Source organism: Streptomyces sp. CT34, from assembly GCF_000805335.1.
Taxonomy (GTDB): Bacteria; Actinomycetota; Actinomycetes; order Streptomycetales; family Streptomycetaceae; genus Streptomyces.
Genome location: NZ_KN708638.1, coordinates 5882842 through 5902234 on the forward strand (window position 1 = coordinate 5882842; position 19393 = coordinate 5902234).

At 73.0% G+C, this 19393-nt stretch carries 14 protein-coding genes; 7 read left to right on the top strand and 7 right to left on the bottom strand.

Annotated elements, in window-relative coordinates; all coding sequences use genetic code 11:
* Positions 1 to 10: 10 nt before the first annotated feature.
* The 3 genes from RZ84_RS25780 to RZ84_RS25790 all read right to left on the bottom strand — a co-directional run bounded on the left by RZ84_RS25780 (position 11) and on the right by RZ84_RS25790 (position 4755).
* On the bottom strand, positions 11 to 1735 hold the full coding sequence (locus RZ84_RS25780) for an ankyrin repeat domain-containing protein (RefSeq protein ID WP_043266299.1): 1725 nt from the start codon (positions 1733 to 1735) through the stop codon (positions 11 to 13).
* 321 nt (positions 1736 to 2056) lie between these two features.
* Positions 2057 to 3109 (bottom strand): LLM class flavin-dependent oxidoreductase, encoded by a 1053-nt coding sequence (locus RZ84_RS25785; protein ID WP_078894180.1) that lies wholly within the window; start codon positions 3107 to 3109, stop codon positions 2057 to 2059.
* Between the two features lie 149 nt (positions 3110 to 3258).
* Positions 3259 to 4755, bottom strand: a complete 1497-nt coding sequence (locus RZ84_RS25790) for a purine-cytosine permease family protein (RefSeq protein ID WP_043266301.1) — start codon at positions 4753 to 4755, stop codon at positions 3259 to 3261.
* A 422-nt stretch (positions 4756 to 5177) separates the two neighbouring features.
* On the opposite strand from RZ84_RS25790, the gene RZ84_RS25795 reads away from it, so the two are divergent.
* Both RZ84_RS25795 and ftsY read left to right on the top strand, forming a co-directional pair.
* Complete coding sequence (locus RZ84_RS25795) at positions 5178 to 5423, top strand: hypothetical protein (RefSeq protein WP_043270823.1); 246 nt, start codon at positions 5178 to 5180, stop codon at positions 5421 to 5423.
* 314 nt (positions 5424 to 5737) lie between these two features.
* Entirely contained in the window at positions 5738 to 6976 is a 1239-nt protein-coding gene (gene ftsY, locus RZ84_RS25800; RefSeq protein ID WP_043266302.1) for a signal recognition particle-docking protein FtsY, read from the top strand.
* Positions 6977 to 7237: 261 nt separating this feature from the next.
* On the opposite strand, the gene RZ84_RS25805 is transcribed toward ftsY, so the two are convergent.
* Entirely contained in the window at positions 7238 to 7948 is a 711-nt protein-coding gene (locus RZ84_RS25805; RefSeq protein ID WP_043266303.1) for a bifunctional DNA primase/polymerase, read from the bottom strand.
* Positions 7949 to 8435: 487 nt separating this feature from the next.
* Between RZ84_RS25805 and RZ84_RS25810 the strand changes: the two genes are divergently transcribed.
* From RZ84_RS25810 to ffh, 5 genes are all read left to right on the top strand, one after another.
* Positions 8436 to 9929, top strand: a complete 1494-nt coding sequence (locus RZ84_RS25810) for a transcriptional repressor NsdA (RefSeq protein WP_052230157.1) — start codon at positions 8436 to 8438, stop codon at positions 9927 to 9929.
* Positions 9930 to 10126: 197 nt separating this feature from the next.
* Positions 10127 to 11467 (top strand): ammonium transporter, encoded by a 1341-nt coding sequence (locus tag RZ84_RS25815; RefSeq protein WP_043266304.1) that lies wholly within the window; start codon positions 10127 to 10129, stop codon positions 11465 to 11467.
* Positions 11464 to 11802: a P-II family nitrogen regulator gene (locus RZ84_RS25820; protein ID WP_043266305.1), complete on the top strand. Its 339-nt coding sequence runs from the start codon at positions 11464 to 11466 to the stop codon at positions 11800 to 11802. The genes RZ84_RS25815 and RZ84_RS25820 overlap by 4 nt, the downstream gene beginning before the upstream one ends.
* A 71-nt stretch (positions 11803 to 11873) precedes the next feature.
* Entirely contained in the window at positions 11874 to 14393 is a 2520-nt protein-coding gene (locus RZ84_RS25825) for a [protein-PII] uridylyltransferase (RefSeq protein WP_043266306.1), read from the top strand.
* A gap of 143 nt (positions 14394 to 14536) precedes the next feature.
* The gene (ffh, locus tag RZ84_RS25830; RefSeq protein WP_043266307.1) at positions 14537 to 16090 is read left to right on the top strand and encodes a signal recognition particle protein; all 1554 of its coding nucleotides are present in this window, start codon (positions 14537 to 14539) and stop codon (positions 16088 to 16090) included.
* Between the two features lie 535 nt (positions 16091 to 16625).
* Here ffh and RZ84_RS25835 read toward each other — a convergent pair.
* From RZ84_RS25835 to RZ84_RS25845, 3 genes are read right to left on the bottom strand one after another with little or no spacing between them, the layout of a single operon-like run.
* Positions 16626 to 17582 (bottom strand): phosphotriesterase family protein, encoded by a 957-nt coding sequence (locus RZ84_RS25835; protein WP_043266308.1) that lies wholly within the window; start codon positions 17580 to 17582, stop codon positions 16626 to 16628.
* 34 nt (positions 17583 to 17616) lie between these two features.
* Positions 17617 to 18963: a YhfT family protein gene (locus RZ84_RS25840; RefSeq protein WP_052230158.1), complete on the bottom strand. Its 1347-nt coding sequence runs from the start codon at positions 18961 to 18963 to the stop codon at positions 17617 to 17619.
* 2 nt (positions 18964 to 18965) lie between these two features.
* Positions 18966 to 19325 (bottom strand): DUF2620 family protein, encoded by a 360-nt coding sequence (locus tag RZ84_RS25845; protein ID WP_043270829.1) that lies wholly within the window; start codon positions 19323 to 19325, stop codon positions 18966 to 18968.
* Positions 19326 to 19393: the final 68 nt, after the last annotated feature.

Sequence of the window (19393 nt, forward strand, 5' to 3'; positions counted from 1 at the left end):
CTCGGGAGCCTCAGCCCAGCAGCGGGCTGCCGTCCGGTATCTCCACCCGGCGGCGCGGCGGACCGGCCACCGCGTGCGGGTTCGCCAGGCGCAGGCCCGCCATCGCGGAGGCGTACGCCAGCTCGGCGGCGCCGTACCTGCCGTCCGGCCGGTCCCAGCTCCAGAAGCGGTACAGCCAGTGGCCGTCCGGCTCGTCCCCGTACGGCGGGAGGCCGATCTCCTCGGTGAGCTCGGTGCGGCCGTCTTGGGAGAGCGCGCCGAAGGTGCCCCCGCTGGGATGGAAGTGGACGCCGTAGGCGGTGGTGCCGGCGGAGAGCGCGTCCAGCACCGGGGCGGTGCTCAACCGATACGACGTGGGCTGGACCAGGACGCATCCGCCGGGCACGCCCGTCACGCCTATCTGCCGCTCGGCCCCGTCCGGGGCGTACGGATCGAGGCCGCGCGGGCCGGTGCCGTGCGGGCCGGGCTCCGCGTCCAGGGCGAGGACCGGGCAGTCGCGCTGGTCGCGGCCCAGGCGCCGCACGGCCTCCTCCTCGCCGATGCCGGGGACGAAGGCGACCGAGAGGCCCTCCGTCTCCACCCCCTCGAAGACCGCCGCCCGGTCATCGGCGTCCTGCTGGGCGGCGCGCTCCGCGGCCGTCAGCGGCACCGCGTCCGGCAGCCCGGCGAACAGCGGGGCCAACGGTGTCGTCAGGGCCAGCCGGCCGGGCGATCGGCCGCCGGCCCGCGGGCTCCAGGCATCGGCGCCTGCCCCGAGCAGCAGCGCGGCGTTCGCCTCGGCGCCGTGCGCGACCGCGTGCCACAGGGGAGTGCGGCCCTGGTCGTCCACTGCGTCCACCGCCGGCCCCCGCGCGAGGAGTTCGGCGACGATCTCCGGGGAGCTGTGGGCGGCGGCCGGATGCAGCGGCGCGTCCCGGGAGCCGGGCCGCAGCGCGGCGGGATCGGCACCCCGCGCCAGCCGCGCCCTGATCAGCTCGGTGTCCTGCCAGTGGAAGGGGGCCAGCTCCTCCCAGTCGCCGCGCGCCGGGTCGGGGGCCGGCGGGGACCACGCGGGCAGCCCGGCCGCCGGCGGCTGCGCCAGGATCTCGGACGGTCCCGGGCTGACGCCGAGGAACCCCCGCGGTTCCTCACCGTCCCCGGAGCGGGCGGGCGGCGCGGCGTCCGGCCAGATCTCCAGCGCGCCGCCGGCCGCCGCCCGCAGCATCGCCGCGTCGACGACCGTGACCGTCTCCGGCACCCCCTCGTCCGGCCACTCGACCACCAGCTGGGCCGGCCCGGCGGGCGGCAACCGGGAGAGGTGCAGCTCCAGTTGGTAGTGGAAGGCGCCGCCGGTACCGCCGTTCAGCCGGAGCGTGGGCCGGCTGCCGCCGGCCATCGGCCAGGGCTCGCCGTCGAGCGTGGTGACCTTGCGCCCGTCGGCCAGCAGCAGGCCGCAGCGCAGCGCCCCGCTGCCGGGGCGGCCGTACGGTGTCGTCCGGCCGCCCGGCTCGATCCGCCGCAGGAAGACCGCCAGCCGCATCGTCACCGACGCCGGCCACACCTCCCAGCCGGTCAGCATGATCCGCACATCGGGGCCGGCGCCGACCTCGGCAACCTGCGGAAGCCGAGCCGGCACGAACCAGGGGGCGGGCGCGAAATCCTCGGTGCCGCCGGGATCGTAGGCGCTCAACACCATGGTCCCGGCGGGGGGTTCGGGTGGTGGGTCGGTGGCGATCAGACCGTCGAAGAAGCTCATGCACCGATCGTGACACCCGCCACTGACAATCCGCCGCGCCGCGCGCGCCGCCGCCGCTCCGGTGTGATTGGTCGCGGTAGATGACACCTGGTCGTCCTAACTGTCACCGGCGCTCCGCCAGCACGACCGTCGAGATGCGTGAGGTCGTTGACCGGCGGAAACGACTCACTGCCGGTGTCAGATAGGCCGACCAACGCGAGCATGTGCCAACAACGATGACCAAACGGTGCCAACCATCGTGACCAAGGCGGACCATCGGACATGCTCGGCGGGATCCAGCGGTGTCATCCATCGCGACCAATCACATCCGGCCGCCCCGCATCAGCCCCGGAGTTCGGGCAGCACCCGCTCCGCGAACAGGTGCAGCGACCGCCAGCCCTCGTCGACCGGCATCCCGCCGCACAGCGGATGCAGGATCAACGTGCCCTGGGCGCCCGCCTCTTGGGCCAGCTTCACACACGCCTCCGGCGTGACGATCCGGTACACGCCCTCCGCGCGCAGCGCCGCGGCGTCCCCGGCGGTGGAGCGCACCGCGGAGCGGATCCCGGCGGACTGCCACGACGCGTACATCCGCGCCTCGTGCAGCAGATGCCCGCCGTACTCGGCCCAACTGCGGTGCGGGTCCTCGGAGATGTGCAGCAGGCAGGTGCGCTCGGGCGGCTGCAGCACCCAGCCCTCGGTGCCGAACTCGGCGCGCTGCTCGTGGTAGTAGCGCTCCAGCTCCGGCAGGCGGTCGCCGGGGAAGAAGGGCAGCCCGAACCGGGCGGCGCGCCGGGCCGCCGGGCGTGAGCCGCCGCCGATCAGCAGCGGCGGATGCGGCCGGGTGTACGGGCGAGGGGTGACCTGGACCGTACGCCCCCGATAGTCGAAGGGTTCACCGGTCCAGGCGGCGAGCAGCGTCCGCAGCACCTCGTCCTGGAGGGCGCCGCGGCGCCGCCAGTCCTTGCCGTGCGCCGCGTACTCCTCGGGCCGGTAGCCGAGGCCGGCGACGGTGACCAGCCGGCCGCCGCTGAGCAGGTCGAGCGCGGCGATGTCCTCGGCCAGCCGCAGCGGGTCGTGCAGCGGGGTGATCAGCGCGGAGACGGTGACGCCGATGCGCCGGGTGGCACCGAAGACGGCGCCCGCGAAGACGAGCGGCGCGGGCATCCAGCCGTTGGTGGTGGCGTGGTGCTCCTCGGTCTGCACCATGGTCAGCCCGCGGTCGTCGGCGAACGCGGCCATCTCCAGGGCGGCCCGATAGCGCGCGGCGAGCCCTTCGGGGGTGGGCGCCGGGTCGACGAGGTTGAAGCGCAGCACCGTTGTGCAGAGGGGCGGCGGGTAGCCCCTCGTCGAGGGGTGGTGGTCGGGCGACGGGCGGGATGGAATCGCTGACATGACGGCGTCCCCTTCGCCGGGCGGATGGCGAAGGGGACGTTAGCTGACGTCTCGTCAGTTATCCAGGTCGGTGGCCGGAACCGGCCAGGACGGTGGCGCGGATCCGGCCGGGGCGGCCACCGGCTGCGCGCCGCCGGCCGCCCGGTCGTTCAGCCGACCTCGACGGTCGGCCGGTCCTCGTCGGCGGCCCGCTCGGGCGCCTGCGCGGGGACGTTCTCCCGAGCGGCCGGCAGTACCGCGAAGACCACCGCGGCGATCAGGATCGTGGCCGCCCAGCCCAGGCCGTTCCGGCCGATCCAGGTGCCGGCCAGCGGGCCGGTGAACCACTCCACCTTCGTGAAGCACAGGCCCGCCACCAGGGCGACGGTCCAGGCGGTCATGGCCTGCCAGGAGAAGCCGCCCTTGTACCAGTAGCGGCTGGTGCGGCCGACGTTCATCAGGCTCTCCGCGTCGTAGCGCACCGCCTTGTTGCGCCGGCGGGCCATGTCGACGCCGTAGACGCCGATCCAGGCGGAGAAGGAGACCGCGAGCAGCGTCAGGAAGGCGATGAACTGGCCGATGAAGTCCTTGGCCACCAGCATCATGAACAGCCCGCCGATCAGGCTGATGGCGGCGTTGATGCTGACCGCCATGGCACGCGGCAGCTTGACGCCCATGGTCTGCGCGGTGAAGCCCGCGGAGTACATCGACAGGCTGTTGATCAGCATCATCCCGATCAGCGCGGTGATCAGGTACGGAATCGCGATGGCCGACGGCAGGACCTGGCCGAGGAACGACATCGGGTCGGTGTTCTGGTTGGCCAGCTCCGGGTTGGACACGGCCATCACGCCGCCCATGACCACCATCGGGACCAGCACCAGGGCCGCACCGGAGACGGTGGTGCCGACGATCTTCTTGCCGGAGGCGGAGTGCGGCAGGTAGCGCGCGAAGTCCGGGCCGGTGGGCACCCAGCTGATGCCGCCGGCCGCGATCGTGCCGATGCCCGCGATCATCATGGCGCCGCTGCCCGGCGACTTGGCGAAGACGGCGCTCCACGGCATCTCGACGATCAGGTAGATCAGCACGACGATGCTGATCAGGCTGAAGAGGTACGTGGAGTACTTGTTGCAGAGGTTCAGCGCCTTGCGGCCCATCCCGCTGACCAGGAAGGTGCAGGCGACGAAGGCGAGCAGGGTGACGACGACCAGGACGTTGTTGGCCTTGATGCCGAACACCAGGTGCAGCACGGTCAGGATCGCGTAGGCGCCGGTGACCGCGTTGATCGTCTCCCAGCCGAAGCGCGCGACCCAGAGGATCGCGCCCGGGAAGTAGTTGCCGCGCACGCCGAAGGCGGCCCGGGAGAGCATCGCGCCGGGGGCACCGCCCCACTTGCCGGAGACCGACAGCAGGCCGACCATCCCGAAGGAGACCGCGGAGGCGATCGCGGCGACCACCAGCACCTGCCAGAAGTTCAGGCTGTTGTTGATCACCAGGGAGGCGCCCATGGTGAGCAGCAGCACGCTGATGTTGGCGGCGACCCAGGTCGGGAACAGTTCGCGGACCCGGCCCCGGCGTTCGTGGTCGGGAACCGGCTCGATGCCACGGGTCTCGACGGCGCCGTCGGCTTCGGGGATGGACGTGGATGCGGACGTAGTGCTGGTGCCCATGGGTGCAGCTGTCTCCGTGCGGGGGTCTGGGGGGCACCCCCGGGGAGGAGGTGCAGGCAGCGGCTGTGGTGCCTGGCCAGAAATGGTTGCCAGGACTCTACGCGCGTTGCGCAGCCGTCCACCATCGTACTTTGATCCAACTTCTACCGGTCCGCCCCCTTGGACTCCTCGACGATGCCAGAGATTTCCGGTTCCTGTCGATGAGTCCAGTCACACCCTTCTGAACAGGCACGGCGCGACCGCACCGGGTGCCGGCGGCAGAAGCGGAAGCCGGTCCACCGGTCCGGAACCTCGTGGCTCCGCCCGACACCGTGCCTCCGGAGAGACGCATGTCTCGTTTCGGGTGGGTCCCGGCGGCGCCGCGGACGGCGATCTTCCGGCTCGGGGTCATCCGGGGCCGGATGTGGTGCAAGGTGAAACCGATGAACGAGAGCGAGTACTCGCAGGAGGCCGATGTGCCCGGCAAGACGTGTCAGTGGTGCCAGGGCACCGGCTATGTGTCCCAGGCCCTCGCCTACGCCCCGGGCGTCGATCCCTTCCGGGGGCCGTACGAAACCGTTCACCGGGCGGGCGAATGCCGGCACTGCCAGGGGTTGGGCATGTACGACTCGCACCGAGATCCCACCCTGGAGCGCTGGCGGCGCACCCAGGAGCGCAGAGAGAGCTAGGTCCTGTCGTCGGACTCCCGCCTGCCTGCCGACGCCCTGCACGCGCCCCCACCCTCGAACCGGCTTCGCACGGCTAGGGCGGGGGGACCCCCTTCGTCGCACCGGACAATGACCGCAGTACTCCAGTACAGGGGCCGTCGCCCGGCACGCCGAGAGCACGCACCGGACGCCGCCCGGCCCGCCCTTCGGGCGGACGACGGGAGTCCGACGACAGGACCTAGGGCCGCGGGCGCCGGCCCGGGCCCGATGCGCCGGACCGGACCCCGTGCGCGTGCCGCCGCCCGCCGCGGGGCGTGGCTGATACTGGAGGGGTTATGGAAACCGTCATCCTTGCTGTAGTGATCGCCGTGGTCGCGCTCGGCGCGATCAGCGGGCTTGTCGTCAGCAGCCGCAAGAAGAAGCAGCTGCCGCCGTCCCCGCCGGCTGCCCCCAAGCCCTCCGTCACCGCGCCCCCCGCCGAACCGCAGGTCGGCGAGGAGGCCGAGACCCCACGCGACGAAGAACGTCGCACCATCGAAGAAGTCGCGCTGCCCGCCGTCGAGGCCCCCGAGGCCGAGGCACCGGCCGTCGAACCCGAGGCGGCTGCGCCGGCCGCGGCGCCCGAGATCGAGGTCCCCGCGCCGACCGCCGGCCGGCTGGTCCGGCTGCGCGCCCGGCTCTCCCGCTCCCAGAACAGCCTCGGCAAGGGCCTGCTGACCCTGCTGTCGCGCGAACACCTCGACGAGGAGACCTGGGAGGAGATCGAGGACACCCTGCTCACCGCCGACGTCGGTGTCGCCCCCACCCAGGAGCTCGTCGACCGGCTGCGCGAACGCGTCAAGGTCCTGGGCACCCGCACCCCCGAGGGCCTGCGCGAGCTGCTGCGCGAGGAGCTGCTGACCCTCATCGGCACCGACGCCGACCGCACCGTGCACACCGGCAACGGCATCGGCAACGGCGGCGACGAGATCCCCGGCGTCGTGATGGTCGTCGGCGTCAACGGCACCGGCAAGACCACCACCACCGGCAAGCTCGCCCGGGTGCTGGTCGCCGACGGCAAGTCCGTGGTCCTCGGCGCGGCCGACACCTTCCGCGCCGCCGCCGCCGACCAGCTCCAGACCTGGGGCGAGCGGGTCGGCGCCCGCACGGTCCGCGGGCCCGAGGGCGGCGACCCCGCCTCGATCGCGTTCGACGCGGTGAAGGAAGGCATCGCCGAGTCCGCCGACGTCGTCCTGATCGACACCGCCGGCCGGCTGCACACCAAGACCGGCCTGATGGACGAGCTCGGCAAGGTCAAGCGGGTCGTCGAGAAGCACGGCCCGGTCGGCGAGGTGCTGCTCGTCCTGGATGCCACCACCGGCCAGAACGGCCTGGTCCAGGCCCGGGTGTTCGCCGAGGTCGTCGACATCACCGGTGTGGTGCTGACCAAGCTCGACGGCACCGCCAAGGGCGGCATCATCGTCGCCGTCCAGCGCGAGCTCGGGGTGCCGGTCAAGCTCGTCGGCCTGGGCGAGGGCGCGGACGACCTGGCGCCCTTCGAGCCGGAGGCGTTCGTCGACGCGCTCATCGGCTGAGGCAGCCGAGGCCGCCGACGCAGGAGGCACCGCCGCACCGCCCGCGGCCCCATCGGCCCCCGGTACCCGCACCCGTCGGGTACCGGGGGCCGACGCTTCTCCCCGTGGGCACACGCGCGGCGCGTACGGCACTCGCGGGCACCTACGGCACCGGGCGCCGCCTCCTCGGGAGCGGCGCCCGGATCACGCCGCCGACGTCACGCCGCCGACGTCACGCCGCCGACATCACCCCGACGACGAAACGATTTGCCCGCGTTCAGTTCAGACCGGTGGCCGGGAGCAGCCCGCTCCGTGGGCGGCCGGGCGGCTGCCCACGGAGCGGTTGCACACATACGCCAGCGTCCCGAGCAGCAGCCGGGCCTGCGGCGGGCGCCCGGCCGAGTCCAGCGTCGGCGGACGCAGCCAGCGCATCGCGCCGTGGCCGCCGAAGTCCGAGGGCGGCGCGGTGATGTAGTCGCCGCGCCCCAGGGAGCGCAGGTCCAGATCGGCGTCGTCCCAGCCCATGCGGTAGAGGAGGTCGGGGAGCGCGCCGGCCGCCCCGGGGGCGACGAAGAACAGCGCCCGGCCGGTCGGGGTGGCGGCCACCGGCCCGAGCGGCAGCCCCATCCGCTCCAGCCGCACCAGCGCGCCGCTGCCCGCGTCCTCGGGCACGTCGAGGATGTCGAAGGACCGCCCCACGGGAAGCAGCACCGCGGCCCCCGGGGTGTCGGCCCAGGCAGCCGCCGCCTTCTCCAGGGGTGCGCCGGCCGCCAACTCCTGGCCGAAGGACAGCGGATGGGCGCCCGGCGACGGGCAGTCGGCGGCGCCGCACGAGCAGTCCGTGCGGCTGCCGGTGCGGACCGCGCGGGCGCCCGGAGCCACGTCCCAGCCCCACAGCCCGGTGTACTCCGCCACCGCGGTGCTCTCGGTCGAGCGGGCGCGGCGGCGCGAGCCGGAACGGATGTCCCGAATGCCGCCGATCGTGAAGTCCATGCCCCCTCCAACGGGTGGTGCGTGCGAGTGGTTACGAGGCGGCGCATTGACGAGGAGGCGGTGTCCACGCAGGTGTTCACGCTCCGTCGACGGTCCGCGGTGCCGGTGGTGAGCCGTCGCGTGCCGGGTGGTGCGATGCGCCGCGCACGCCTTCGCGTGCTTCGCTCCGCCCGGCCCTCTTCGGCCTGTGTCAAGTCAATCGCGAGAGCAGCCCGGGGAGTTCATTCAAAGGGGTGGCGAATGGTGGCGTTTCCGCGGTCGCCCTCGCGATGGGCGTGATCGTAGGATTACTTTCGGTGCGCGAACCCCGGAGAGGCATCGTTCGCACGGGTATGCCGGTGGCAACGCGCCAGGAGGAGCGCGGCCGGAGGTGTGGCCGGAATCCGCGCTCGGGTAGATGTACCCCCGCAACGGACGCCGCAACAGGCGGCATCCTGTGGGTGGTTCGCAGTTCGCAGCAAAGCGCAATCGGAATGGGGGCATTCCTGTGGGCGGCACTGGCGGCACCGCCGGCTCCAACAGCACGGGCGGCACCGACGCCGTCAAACGTCCCAACGCGCAGTTGGGTTCGTGGTTCATGCGCAGCGGCTGGTCCAAGGGCGAGCTGGCGCGACAGGTCAACCGGCGGGCGCGCCAGATGGGCGCCCACCACATCAGCACCGACACCTCCCGCGTGCGCCGCTGGCTGGACGGCGAGCAGCCGCGCGAGCCCATCCCGCGGATCCTGTCCGAGCTCTTCTCCGAGCGCTTCGGCTGTGTGGTCGGCATCGAGGAGCTGGGACTGCGTTCGGCGCACCAGTCCCCATCCGTCTCCGGGGTCGACCTGCCCTGGGCCGGGCCCCAAACCGTCAGCCTGATCAGCGAGTTCTCGCGCAGCGACCTGATGCTGGCGCGCCGCGGCTTCCTGGGCACCTCCCTGGCGCTGGCCGCCGGGCCGACCCTCATCGAGCCGATGCAGCGCTGGCTGGTGCCGGTGCCCGCGACGCCCGGCGACGCGCAGGCCCGGCAGGACCGGGCCCCGCGGCCGGCCCGGCTGTCCCAGCCCGAGCTGGAGCTGCTGGAGTCGACGACCGCGATGTTCCGGCAGTGGGACGCGCAGTGCGGCGGCGGGCTGCGGCGCAAGGCGGTGGTCGGCCAGCTTCACGAGGTCACCGACCTCCTCCAGGAGCCGCAGCCGTCCCAGGTCTCCAAGCGGCTGTTCAAGGTCGCCGCCGAACTGGCCGAGCTGGCGGGCTGGATGAGTTACGACATCGGGCTCCAGCCGACCGCGCAGAAGTACTTCGTGCTGGCGCTGCACGCCTCCAAAGAGGCCGGCGACCGCCCCCTGGGCTCGTACATCCTCTCCAGCATGAGCCGGCAGATGATCCATCTCGGCCGACCCGACGACGCGTTGGAGCTGATCCACCTCGCCCAGTACGGCAGCCGGGAGACCGCCACGCCGCGTACCCAGGCGATGTTGTATGCGATGGAGGCGCGCGCGTACGCCGGCATGGGTCAGCCCAGCAAGGTCAAGCGGGCGGTGCGGATGGCCGAGGACACCTTCTCCGACATCACTCCCGGCGAGCCGGAGCCGGACTGGATCCGCTTCTTCTCCGAGGCCGAGCTGAACGCCGAGAACGCCCACTCCTACCGCGACCTCGCCTACGTGGCGGGCCGCAGCCCCACGTATGCCTCGCTCGCCGAGCCCGTGATGCGGCGCGCCGTGGAGCTGTTCGGCCAGGACCCCGAGCACCAGCGCTCGTACGCGCTCAACCTGATCGGGATGGCGACCGTGCATCTGCTCCAGAAGGAGCCGGAAGCCTGCGCGGAAATGGCGCAGCGCGCGATCCCGTTCGCCCGGCAGGTCCGCTCCGAGCGGGTCAACACCCGGCTGCGCAAGACCGTGGACACCGCGGCGCGGGAGTACGGGGGCCTCGCCGAGGTGGTCCGGCTGGGCGACGAGCTGTCCCGGCAGCTCCCGGAGACGGCCGAGGCCGGCTGAGGGAGGGTGTCCGCGGGCTGAACCGGTGGTGCCGGTCTGATCTCGGAGTTCACCGGGGTGTAACACGGAGGGTGCCTTCGTCACCCCGGTGAAACACCGGCAAGGTTTGGCCGAAACGGTGCTGCGACAACCTCATCGCGAAGTCGGCCCACCAGCACCACGCCCGCACGGGCCGCATCGACGACGAGGAGACGCCGATGCCCCCAGGCATCCTGACGATCGCGGCAGACAAAGCGACGCTCAGCCCGGCCAACACCGGGTTCATGCTGATCTGCTCCGCACTGGTGATGATCATGACCCCCGGTCTCGCCTTCTTCTACGGCGGCATGGTCCGGGTCAAAAGCGTCCTGAACATGCTGATGATGAGCTTCATCAGCCTGGGCATCGTGACCATCCTGTGGGTGCTGTACGGCTTCGGGCTCGCGTTCGGCAAGGACAACGGCGGCGTCATCGGCTGGGACAGCACCTTCGCCGGGATGGGCCACATCGGCCTGACCCAGCTGTGGGGCACCACCACCATCCCCGTCTACGTCTTCGCGGTCTTCCAGCTGATGTTCGCGGTGATCACGCCCGCGCTGATCAGCGGGGCGCTCGCGGACCGGGTGAAGTTCACCGCCTGGGCGCTGTTCATCGCCCTGTGGGTGACCGTCGTCTACTTCCCCGTCGCCCACTGGGTGTGGGCCGACGGCGGATGGCTCTTCAAGCTCGGCGTGATCGACTTCGCCGGCGGCACCGCCGTCCACATCAACGCCGGTGCCGCGGCGCTCGGCGTCATCCTCGTCGTCGGCAAGCGGATCGGCTTCAAGAAGGACCCGATGCGCCCGCACAGCCTTCCCCTGGTGATGCTCGGCGCGGGACTGCTGTGGTTCGGCTGGTTCGGCTTCAACGCGGGCTCCTGGCTCAACAACGACGACGGTGTCGCCGCGGTCGCCTTCGTCAACACCCAGGTCGCCACCGCCGCCGCGATGCTCGGCTGGCTCGCCTACGAAAAGCTCCGGCACGGCTCGTTCACCACCCTTGGCGCGGCCTCCGGCGCGGTCGCCGGACTCGTCGCGATCACCCCGGCGTGCGGCGCCGTCAGCCCGCTCGGCGCCATCGCCATCGGCGTGATCGCCGGCGTGGTGTGCGCGATGGCGGTCGGCCTCAAGTACAAGTTCGGCTACGACGACTCGCTCGACGTCGTCGGCGTCCACCTCGTGGGCGGCGTCATCGGCTCGCTGCTGATCGGCGTCTTCGCCACCGGCGGTGTGCAGAGCGACGCCAAGGGCCTCCTGTACGGCGGCGGCTTCGCCCAGCTCGGCAAGCAGAGCGTCGGCGTGGTCTGCGTGCTCCTGTACTCCCTGGTCGTCTCGTACGTCCTTGCCAAGGCGATCGACCTGGTGATGGGCTTCCGGGTCGGCGAGGACGAGGAGATCGCCGGCGTCGACCAGGCCGCGCACGCCGAGACCGCGTACGACTTCGCCGGCGCGGGCGGCGGCACGGCCGCCCGCAAGACCACGGCCCTCGGCGAGACCCCGACCAAGAAGGTGGACGCGTGAAGCTCATCACCGCAGTAATCAAGCCGCACCGGCTGGACGAAGTGAAGGACGCCCTCCAGGCGTTCGGCGTGCACGGTCTGACCGTCACCGAGGCCAGCGGCTACGGACGGCAGCGCGGGCACACCGAGGTGTACCGCGGCGCCGAGTACACCGTCGACCTGGTGCCGAAGATCCGGATCGAGGTGCTCGTGGAGGACGCGGACGCCGAGGAACTGGTGGCGGTCGTGGTCAAGGCGGCCCGGACCGGCAAGATCGGCGACGGGAAGGTGTGGAGCGTCCCCGTGGACGACGCGGTCCGGGTGCGGACCGGCGAGCGCGGCCCCGACGCGCTGTAGACCGCGCCGCGGCGGCGGGGGAGTCCGGTGGGGCCCCGGTGGGGGCACAACACGACCAAGGAGAAGCCGAGTTGACCGAGAGCGCAGAGGACACCGCAGGCCGCCCCGCGGCCCCGCCGCCCAGCGCCCCCGACGGCGGCCACCTTGCTGCCTCTGACGGCGGCTACGCCGCAGCCCGATTGCGACTCCTCCAGGACGACGCCCCCACCGGCCCCGACCGCCGCGCCGGCCTCGCCCACCTCACCGACGACTGGCTCGGCGCCCTGCTGACCGCGGCGGCCGGTGCCACCGGCGTCACCGGCACCGCACTGGTCGCCGTCGGCGGCTACGGCCGCGGCGAACTCTCCCCGCGCAGCGACCTCGACCTCCTCCTGCTGCACGACGGCCGGGCCGCCACCGCGGACCTCGCCGCCCTCGCCGACCGCCTCTGGTACCCCGTCTGGGACCTCGGCCTGGACCTCGACCACTCCGTACGCACCCCCTCCGAGGCCCGCCGGGCGGCCCGCGAGGACCTCAAGGTGCAGCTGGGCCTGCTGGACGCCCGCCACCTGGCCGGCGACCCCGAGCTGACCGCCGCGGTGCGCAGCGCCGCCTACGCGGGCTGGCGGGAGAGCGCCCCCAAGCGGCTGCCCGAACTCCACGAGCTGTGCCAGGAGCGCGCCGCCCGCCAGGGCGAACTCCAGTACCTCCTCGAACCCGACCTCAAGGAGGCCAGGGGCGGCCTCCGGGACGCCACCGCGCTGCGCGCCATCGCCGCCTCCTGGCTCGCCGACGCCCCGCGCGGCGGCCTGGAAACGGCCCGCACCCGGCTCCTCGACACCCGCGACGCGCTCCACCTCACCACCGGCCGCGCCACCGACCGGCTCGCCCTCCAGGAACAGGACCAGGTCGCCGGCGCCCTCGGCATGCTCGACGCCGACGCGCTGCTGCGGCAGACCTACGAATCCGCCCGCACCATCTCCTACGCCGCCGACGTCACCTGGCGCGAGGTCGGCCGGGTCCTGCGCGCCCGGTCCGTCAAACCGACGCTGCGCGGGCTGCTGGCCGGACGGCCCGGACGCACGGCCGCCAAGGGGGAGCGCTCGCCGCTCGCCGAGGGCGTCGTGGAGCTCGACGGCGAGGCGGTACTGGCCCGCACCGCGCGCCCCGAACGCGACCCCGTCCTGGTCCTGCGCGCCGCAGCCGCCGCCGCCCAGGCCGGACTCCCGCTCGCCACCCACGCCATCCGCCGCTGCGCCCGAGCCGGCGCCACCGCGCCGCTGCCCGTGCCCTGGCCGGCCGAGGCCCGGGAACAGCTGGTGACGCTGCTCGGCGCGGGTGCGCACACCGTGCCCGTATGGGAGGCCCTGGAGGCCGAGGGCGTCATCGGCCGGCTGCTGCCCGACTGGGAACGCGTCCGCTGCCGCCCGCAGCGCAACGCCGTCCATACCTGGACCGTCGACCGCCACCTGGTCGAGACCGCGGTACGCGCCGCCGCGCTGACCCGCCGGGTGCACCGCCCCGATCTGCTGCTGGTCGCCGCCCTGCTGCACGACATCGGCAAGGGCTGGCCCGGCGACCACTCGGTGGCCGGCGAGACCATCGCCCGCGACGTGGCGTCCCGGCTCGGCTTCGACAGCCACGACATCACCGTGATCGCCACCCTCGTCCGGCACCACCTGCTGCTCATCGAGACCGCCACCCGGCGCGACCTGGACGACCCGGAGACCGTCGCCGCGGTCGCCGAGGCCGTCGGCAGCCCCGGAACCCTGGAACTCCTGCACGCCCTCACCGAGGCCGACGCGCTGGCCACCGGGCCCGCCGCCTGGAGCTCCTGGCGCGACGGCCTGGTCACCGACCTGGTCGCCCGCGTCGCCGACCGGCTCGCCGGGGAGCCCGCGGCCGACCCCCGCGAGACGGCGGGCCCGACCGCCGAACAGGAGCGGCTGGCCATCGAGGCCGGGCGCACCGGCGGACCGGTGCTGGCACTGCACACCCGGCCCGAGAGCACCCCGCAGACCGCGGACGACGGCACCGCCGCCCGGGAACCGGTCGGCGTGGAACTCCTGATCGCCGTCCCCGACCAGGCCGGTGTGCTGCCCGCCGCGGCCGGCGTGCTGGCCCTGCACCGGCTCACCGTGCGCGCCGCCGACCTGCGCGCCCTCGACCCCATCGGCCAGGGCCCGGTCCTGCTGCTCAGCTGGCGGGTGGCCGCCGAGTACGGCTCGCTCCCCGAGGCCGACCGGCTGCGCGCCGACCTGGTCCGCGCCCTGGACGGCTCCCTCGACATCCCCGCCCGCCTCGCCGAACGCGAACGCGCCTACGCCCGCCGCTCCCGCGCCGTACTGGCCCCGCCACCCCGGGTCACCGTCGCCACCGGCAGTTCCCGTACGGCCACCGTCATCGAGGTCCGCGCCCAGGACGCGCACGGGCTGCTGCACCGGATCGGCCGGGCACTGGAGGCGGCCGGGGTCTGGGTGCGCAGCGCCCATGTGAGCACCCTGGGGGCGAACGCGGTGGACACGGTGTACGTCACCCGGCACGACGGGACGGTGCTGCCGGAAGGGGAGGCGGCCGATCTGGCGAAGGCGCTGGAAGAGGCGCTCCGGTAGCGGCCTGCCGGCCGCGTGTCCGGCGTCCGCGCGGTTGCCCCCGGCGCACGGCCGGGAGCGGGCCCGGGACGGTTCGCTTGCGTGGCCGGATACCCTAGAAGCCGACTGCACCCCGCCCCCGACCCCGAGGATCGACGACCGCCGTGTTCGATACGCTTTCCGACCGCTTGGCGAGTACTTTCAAAAACCTCCGGGGCAAGGGCCGCCTGAGCGAGGCGGACATCGACGCCACGGCGCGCGAGATCCGTATCGCCCTCCTCGAGGCCGACGTCGCCCTCCCGGTCGTCCGCGCCTTCATCAAGCACGTCAAGGAACGCGCCTCCGGTTCCGAGGTCTCCCAGGCGCTGAACCCGGCCCAGCAGGTCATCAAGATCGTCAACGAGGAGCTCATCCGCATCCTCGGCGGCGAGACCCGCCGGCTGCGGCTCGCCAAGACGCCGCCGACGGTCATCATGCTGGCGGGTCTGCAGGGTGCCGGTAAGACGACCCTGGCCGGAAAGCTCGGCCGCTGGCTCAAGTCGCAGGGCCACGCCCCGCTGCTGGTCGCCTGCGACCTCCAGCGCCCCAACGCCGTCAACCAGCTCCAGGTCGTCGCCGAGCGCGCCGGCGTCGCCTTCTACGGTCCGCAGCCGGGCAACGGCGTCGGCGACCCCGTCCAGGTCGCCAAGGACTCCGTCGAGCACGCGCGCACCAAGCAGCACGACGTCGTCATCGTCGACACCGCCGGCCGCCTCGGTATCGACGCCGAGATGATGCAGCAGGCCGCCGACATCCGCGACGCGGTCGGCCCCGACGAGGTCCTGTTCGTCGTCGACGCGATGATCGGCCAGGACGCGGTCAACACCGCCGAGGCGTTCCGCGACGGCGTCGGCTTCGACGGCGTGGTGCTCTCCAAGCTGGACGGCGACGCCCGCGGTGGTGCCGCGCTCTCCATCGCGCACGTCACCGGCAAGCAGATCATGTTCGCCTCCAACGGCGAGAAGCTGGACGACTTCGACGCGTTCCACCCGGACCGCATGGCGTCCCGCATCCTCGGCATGGGCGACATGCTGTCGCTCATCGAGAAGGCCGAGCAGACCTTCAGCCAGCAAGAGGCCGAGAAGATGGCGGCCAAGCTGGCGAAGGGCCCCAAGGAATTCACGCTGGACGACTTCCTGGCCCAGATGGAGCAGGTCCGCAAGATGGGCTCCATCTCCAAGCTCCTCGGCATGCTGCCCGGTATGGGGCAGATGAAGGAGCAGATCAACAACCTCGACGAGCGCGAGGTCGACCGCACGGCCGCGATCATCAAGTCGATGACGCCGGGCGAGCGCCAGGACCCGACGATCATCAACGGCTCGCGCCGCGCCCGTATCGCCCGCGGTTCCGGCGTGGACGTCAGCGCCGTCAAGAACCTCGTCGAGCGGTTCTTCGACGCCCGCAAGATGATGTCGCGGATGGCCCAGGGCGGCGGTATGCCGGGCATGCCCGGGATGCCGGGCATGGGTGGCGGCGCCGCGCGCAAGAAGAAGCAGCTCAAGCAGGCCAAGGGCAAGCGCAAGAGCGGCAACCCAATGAAGCGCAAGGCCGAGGAAGAGGCCGCGGCGGCGCGCCGTGAGGCCGCGGCGGCCGGCAACCCGCTGGGCCTCCCGCAGGGTGCCGGCCAGGACCCGCAGAACTTCGAACTGCCCGAGGAGTTCAAGAAGTTCATGGGGTGAGGTCGAAGAGGGCGGTTAGGTCGGTTGGAGCGCCGAGGCGGCGGTGCCGAGGTGGGGGCGGGATGGCTTGCCTTCCTTGTCCGTCGGCCGCCCCTCTCTCCCCGTCCGCCCGCCCGGGCCTTCTGCGCTGCGTCGCCTGAGCCCTCTTCGCCTTCGTCTGTTCGCTCGGGCCCTCTTGGCGTCCTCGCCCACCCGGCTACCCGCCCGGCTACCCGCCACCCGGCTACCCGCCCGCCCACCCACCCCCTCCGCACCTCCTCACCCGCCCACCCCCCGAAGGGGGGTGGGCGGCGGGGAAAAAATAGGCGCAGGGTGGGCGGCGGGTAAGAGGAGCGCACCCCTGGGGATTTCGCACCCCACAGGACTGCGCACCTCACGGGATTTCGCCCCCCGCAGCATGCCGCCGCCCACCGCTTCTCACCGCCTGCTTCTCACCGCCCGCGGCACTCGGCCCCAGGACCTCACCGTCCCGCCACGCGGGCTCACCCCTACGGGAACTCACCGCCCCACGGCCCCCGAAGCCCCTGCCTCCCCCTCACCCCCGACCTCCCGCCCCCAGGAACCGCAGCGGGTTCCGCCGCGTCAGTCGGTCGATCAGCTCCTCGTCCGCCCCCGCCGCCCGCAGCCGCGGCAGGAACGACCGGAAGAGGTGCCCGTACCCCCAGCCGCCCTCCTCGGTCAGATAGCCGTGCCGGGAGATGTCGCAGCTCAGCAGCGCCCGGTCCGCGTACCCGGCCTCCAGCAGCGCCAGCAGCAGCCGCAGCCGTACCGCGTCGGGCGCGTAGTGCTCCTTCCCGACGGTGTCGAAGCCGAGATACGCCCCGGCCGCCGCCAGTTCCCGGTGCACCGCCGGATCGTCCAGCAGGTCCTGATGGCCGATGCTGATCCGGTGCGGTGGCAGCCCGGCCGCGGTCAGCAGCGCCAGCTGGGCCGGACCGCCGCGTCCGAGGTGTGTATGGGTCGCCACCGGCAGACCGGTCGCGAGGGCGGCGCGGGCGGCGGCGGTCAGCGTCCGCACCTCCGGCTCGCTCGGTTCGTCGCCGTGGCTGCCGGCCTCCCCGATGACGCCCGGCCGGATGCCGGTGCCGTCGCAGCCGTCCGTGATCTCCGTGATCAGTATGTCGGTCAGCCGCCCGGTGTCCGCGCCGGCGACCTCCGGAGGGTGGCGGCGGTCCTGGTACCAGCCGGTGCCCGCGATCACCGCGACCCCGGTCTCCCGGGAGATCCCGGCCAGCGCGCGGGGATCGCGCCCCATGCCGCGGCAGCTCAGCTCGACCACCAGTGACAGGCCGAACTCCGCGCGCAGTGCGGACAGTTCGCGGACGATCGCGGGCCGGTGCCGGGCGGCGAGACCGGCCGCCGGATCGTTCTCCCCGGTGAGCGCGAGCGCCAGATGCTCATGGGGGAGTACCGGACCGCGCACCGCGGAGGCGGGCAGCGGCCCCGTGACGGTGTGCAGCACCCGTTCCGTACGGTGCGCGGGACCCTCCATCCGGCGCTTCCCTCCCGCCCCGCGGGGCACTCGCTCATGACTGCACCGGAGTGAACAGGTCCAGCCAGTACAGGACGTTGAGCAGCACACCGCCCACGAGGACCGCGGCCGGGCCCGCCGCCATCCGTACGACGACCCGCCCCATCGCCTCGTTGAGCAGGTACAGCCCGCCGACGAGCAGGATCCCCAGCCCGCCGCCCATGGCCTGCGCGGCCAGCAACGACCCGAAGAGGACGGCCAGTTGGAGGGTGTCGCCGATCGCGCCGCGCAGCTGCTCCGAGGAGTCGCGTACGGAGGGCAGCCGGCCCAGCGCCCGCCCGATCCCGCTGAGCGCCAGCACCTCCACCGCGAACAGCAGCGCCCCGCACCCCAGCGCCAGCCAGGGGTCGGGCAGCAGATAGCCGACCGGAAAGACGAGGGTGAAGCCCGCGATGCCGTACGCGCCCGAGGCGAGCGCGGTGGTGGCGACGAGCGGCAGGAAGCCCAGCGCGCGGTAGAAGTCGACCTGCGCCGCCTCGGCGGCCCGCCCCTTGGCGAGGAGGAAGCCGGCCGCCTCGCCGCCGCCGAGGATACGCAGCTGCGCCAGCAGGCACACCCCGGCGCCCAGCGCCATGAACAGCGGCAGATGCCGGCGCAGCCGGGCCGCACTCGCACCGAACAGCGACGCCATCGGGTCGGCGCCGCCCGTATCCCCTCCCCCCTGTGGCATCGCGCGGACGGACCCCACCGCCCGGGCCGCCCGCAGATCCCGGACCACCGCCATACCGACCAGCAGCAGCACCCCGGCCGCCATCGCCGGCGCCCCGGCGAACACGCCCGGCCACACTCTCAACGTCACCACGACGAGCGAGAGTTCCAGCACCCCCGCGACCGCCCCGTGCAGCCGGCCGAACTGCTTGCTTACGGCCAGCACCGGAAACAGCGTGAACAGGTACAGGATCGGCGTCGCCATGTGCCGCATGGCCGTCAGGAAGTCGACCGGCAGCTGATGCGCCGCCCCGTTCACGCCCTTGAGCCCGAGGACCACCAGCGCGCCCCAGGCGCCGCCCAGGAGGGGCGCCAGCCATTTCCGGGGCGCCAGGATGCCGAGGACATCGGTCGGCAGGAACACCAGCCAGGGATTGAGCACCCCGGACGACAGCGCCATCGGGGCGCCCAGCCCGAAGACGAACCCGGCGGAGAGCCCGAAGGAGACCGCCCCGGTCGCCCCGCGGGTGCTCCGCCCCTGGACGAAGTCCAGCAGGAACGGCCGCACCCCGTCGTTGAACACCGCCAGCGCCAGATGCGACAGCAGTGCCGTCAGCGCGCACAGCCCGATGACCGCGAGCTGCTGCGCGGGCGAGAGGCCGAGCCCCGGCGCGGCGGTATACGGCGCGCGCACCGTCAGGCCGTACGCGCCGCGATGGCGCGGGCCAGGGCGGGCGTGACGGTGTCGATCCGGTCCACGGCGAAGCCGAAGACCTTCTTGCCGTCGTCGAGCAGCGCCTCGATCTGCGCCGCGCTGGGCACCGACCGCCCGAACGTATGGCAGACCGCCGCGCCCAGCAGCCCGACCAGCACACCGAGCGAGGCGCCCGCCCCCGTATGGCAGGTGCCCAGGAAGTAGTCCGCATGCCCGGCCCGCAGGGTCACCGCGGCGTCCATGTCGTTGCTGGTGGCGATGGAGACGCCGGGCAGCCCGAGCCCGGTCACGGCCCGCACGACCTCGGACTTGCCGACGCCACCGGTGAGGATCTTCGTCATGCGGTGCCCTTTCGCAGCGCGCCGGCCGGCTGTGGCGGATCCACCGCCGGTGGTGGTGCCCCGTCCCC

Bases quoted from the DNA above. Each gene is read 5' to 3' on its own strand.
- RZ84_RS25845 (WP_043270829.1), bottom strand. From the start codon at position 19,325: ATGACGAAGATCCTCACCGGTGGCGTCGGCAAGTCCGAGGTCGTGCGG.
- RZ84_RS25785 (WP_078894180.1), bottom strand. From the start codon at position 3,109: ATGTCAGCGATTCCATCCCGCCCGTCGCCCGACCACCACCCCTCGACG.
- ftsY (WP_043266302.1), top strand. From the start codon at position 5,738: ATGGAAACCGTCATCCTTGCTGTAGTGATCGCCGTGGTCGCGCTCGGC.
- RZ84_RS25795 (WP_043270823.1), top strand. From the start codon at position 5,178: ATGAACGAGAGCGAGTACTCGCAGGAGGCCGATGTGCCCGGCAAGACG.
- RZ84_RS25835 (WP_043266308.1), bottom strand. From the start codon at position 17,582: ATGGAGGGTCCCGCGCACCGTACGGAACGGGTGCTGCACACCGTCACG.
- RZ84_RS25790 (WP_043266301.1), bottom strand. From the start codon at position 4,755: ATGGGCACCAGCACTACGTCCGCATCCACGTCCATCCCCGAAGCCGAC.
- RZ84_RS25815 (WP_043266304.1), top strand. From the start codon at position 10,127: ATGCCCCCAGGCATCCTGACGATCGCGGCAGACAAAGCGACGCTCAGC.
- RZ84_RS25805 (WP_043266303.1), bottom strand. From the start codon at position 7,948: ATGGACTTCACGATCGGCGGCATTCGGGACATCCGTTCCGGCTCGCGC.
- RZ84_RS25780 (WP_043266299.1), bottom strand. From the start codon at position 1,735: ATGAGCTTCTTCGACGGTCTGATCGCCACCGACCCACCACCCGAACCC.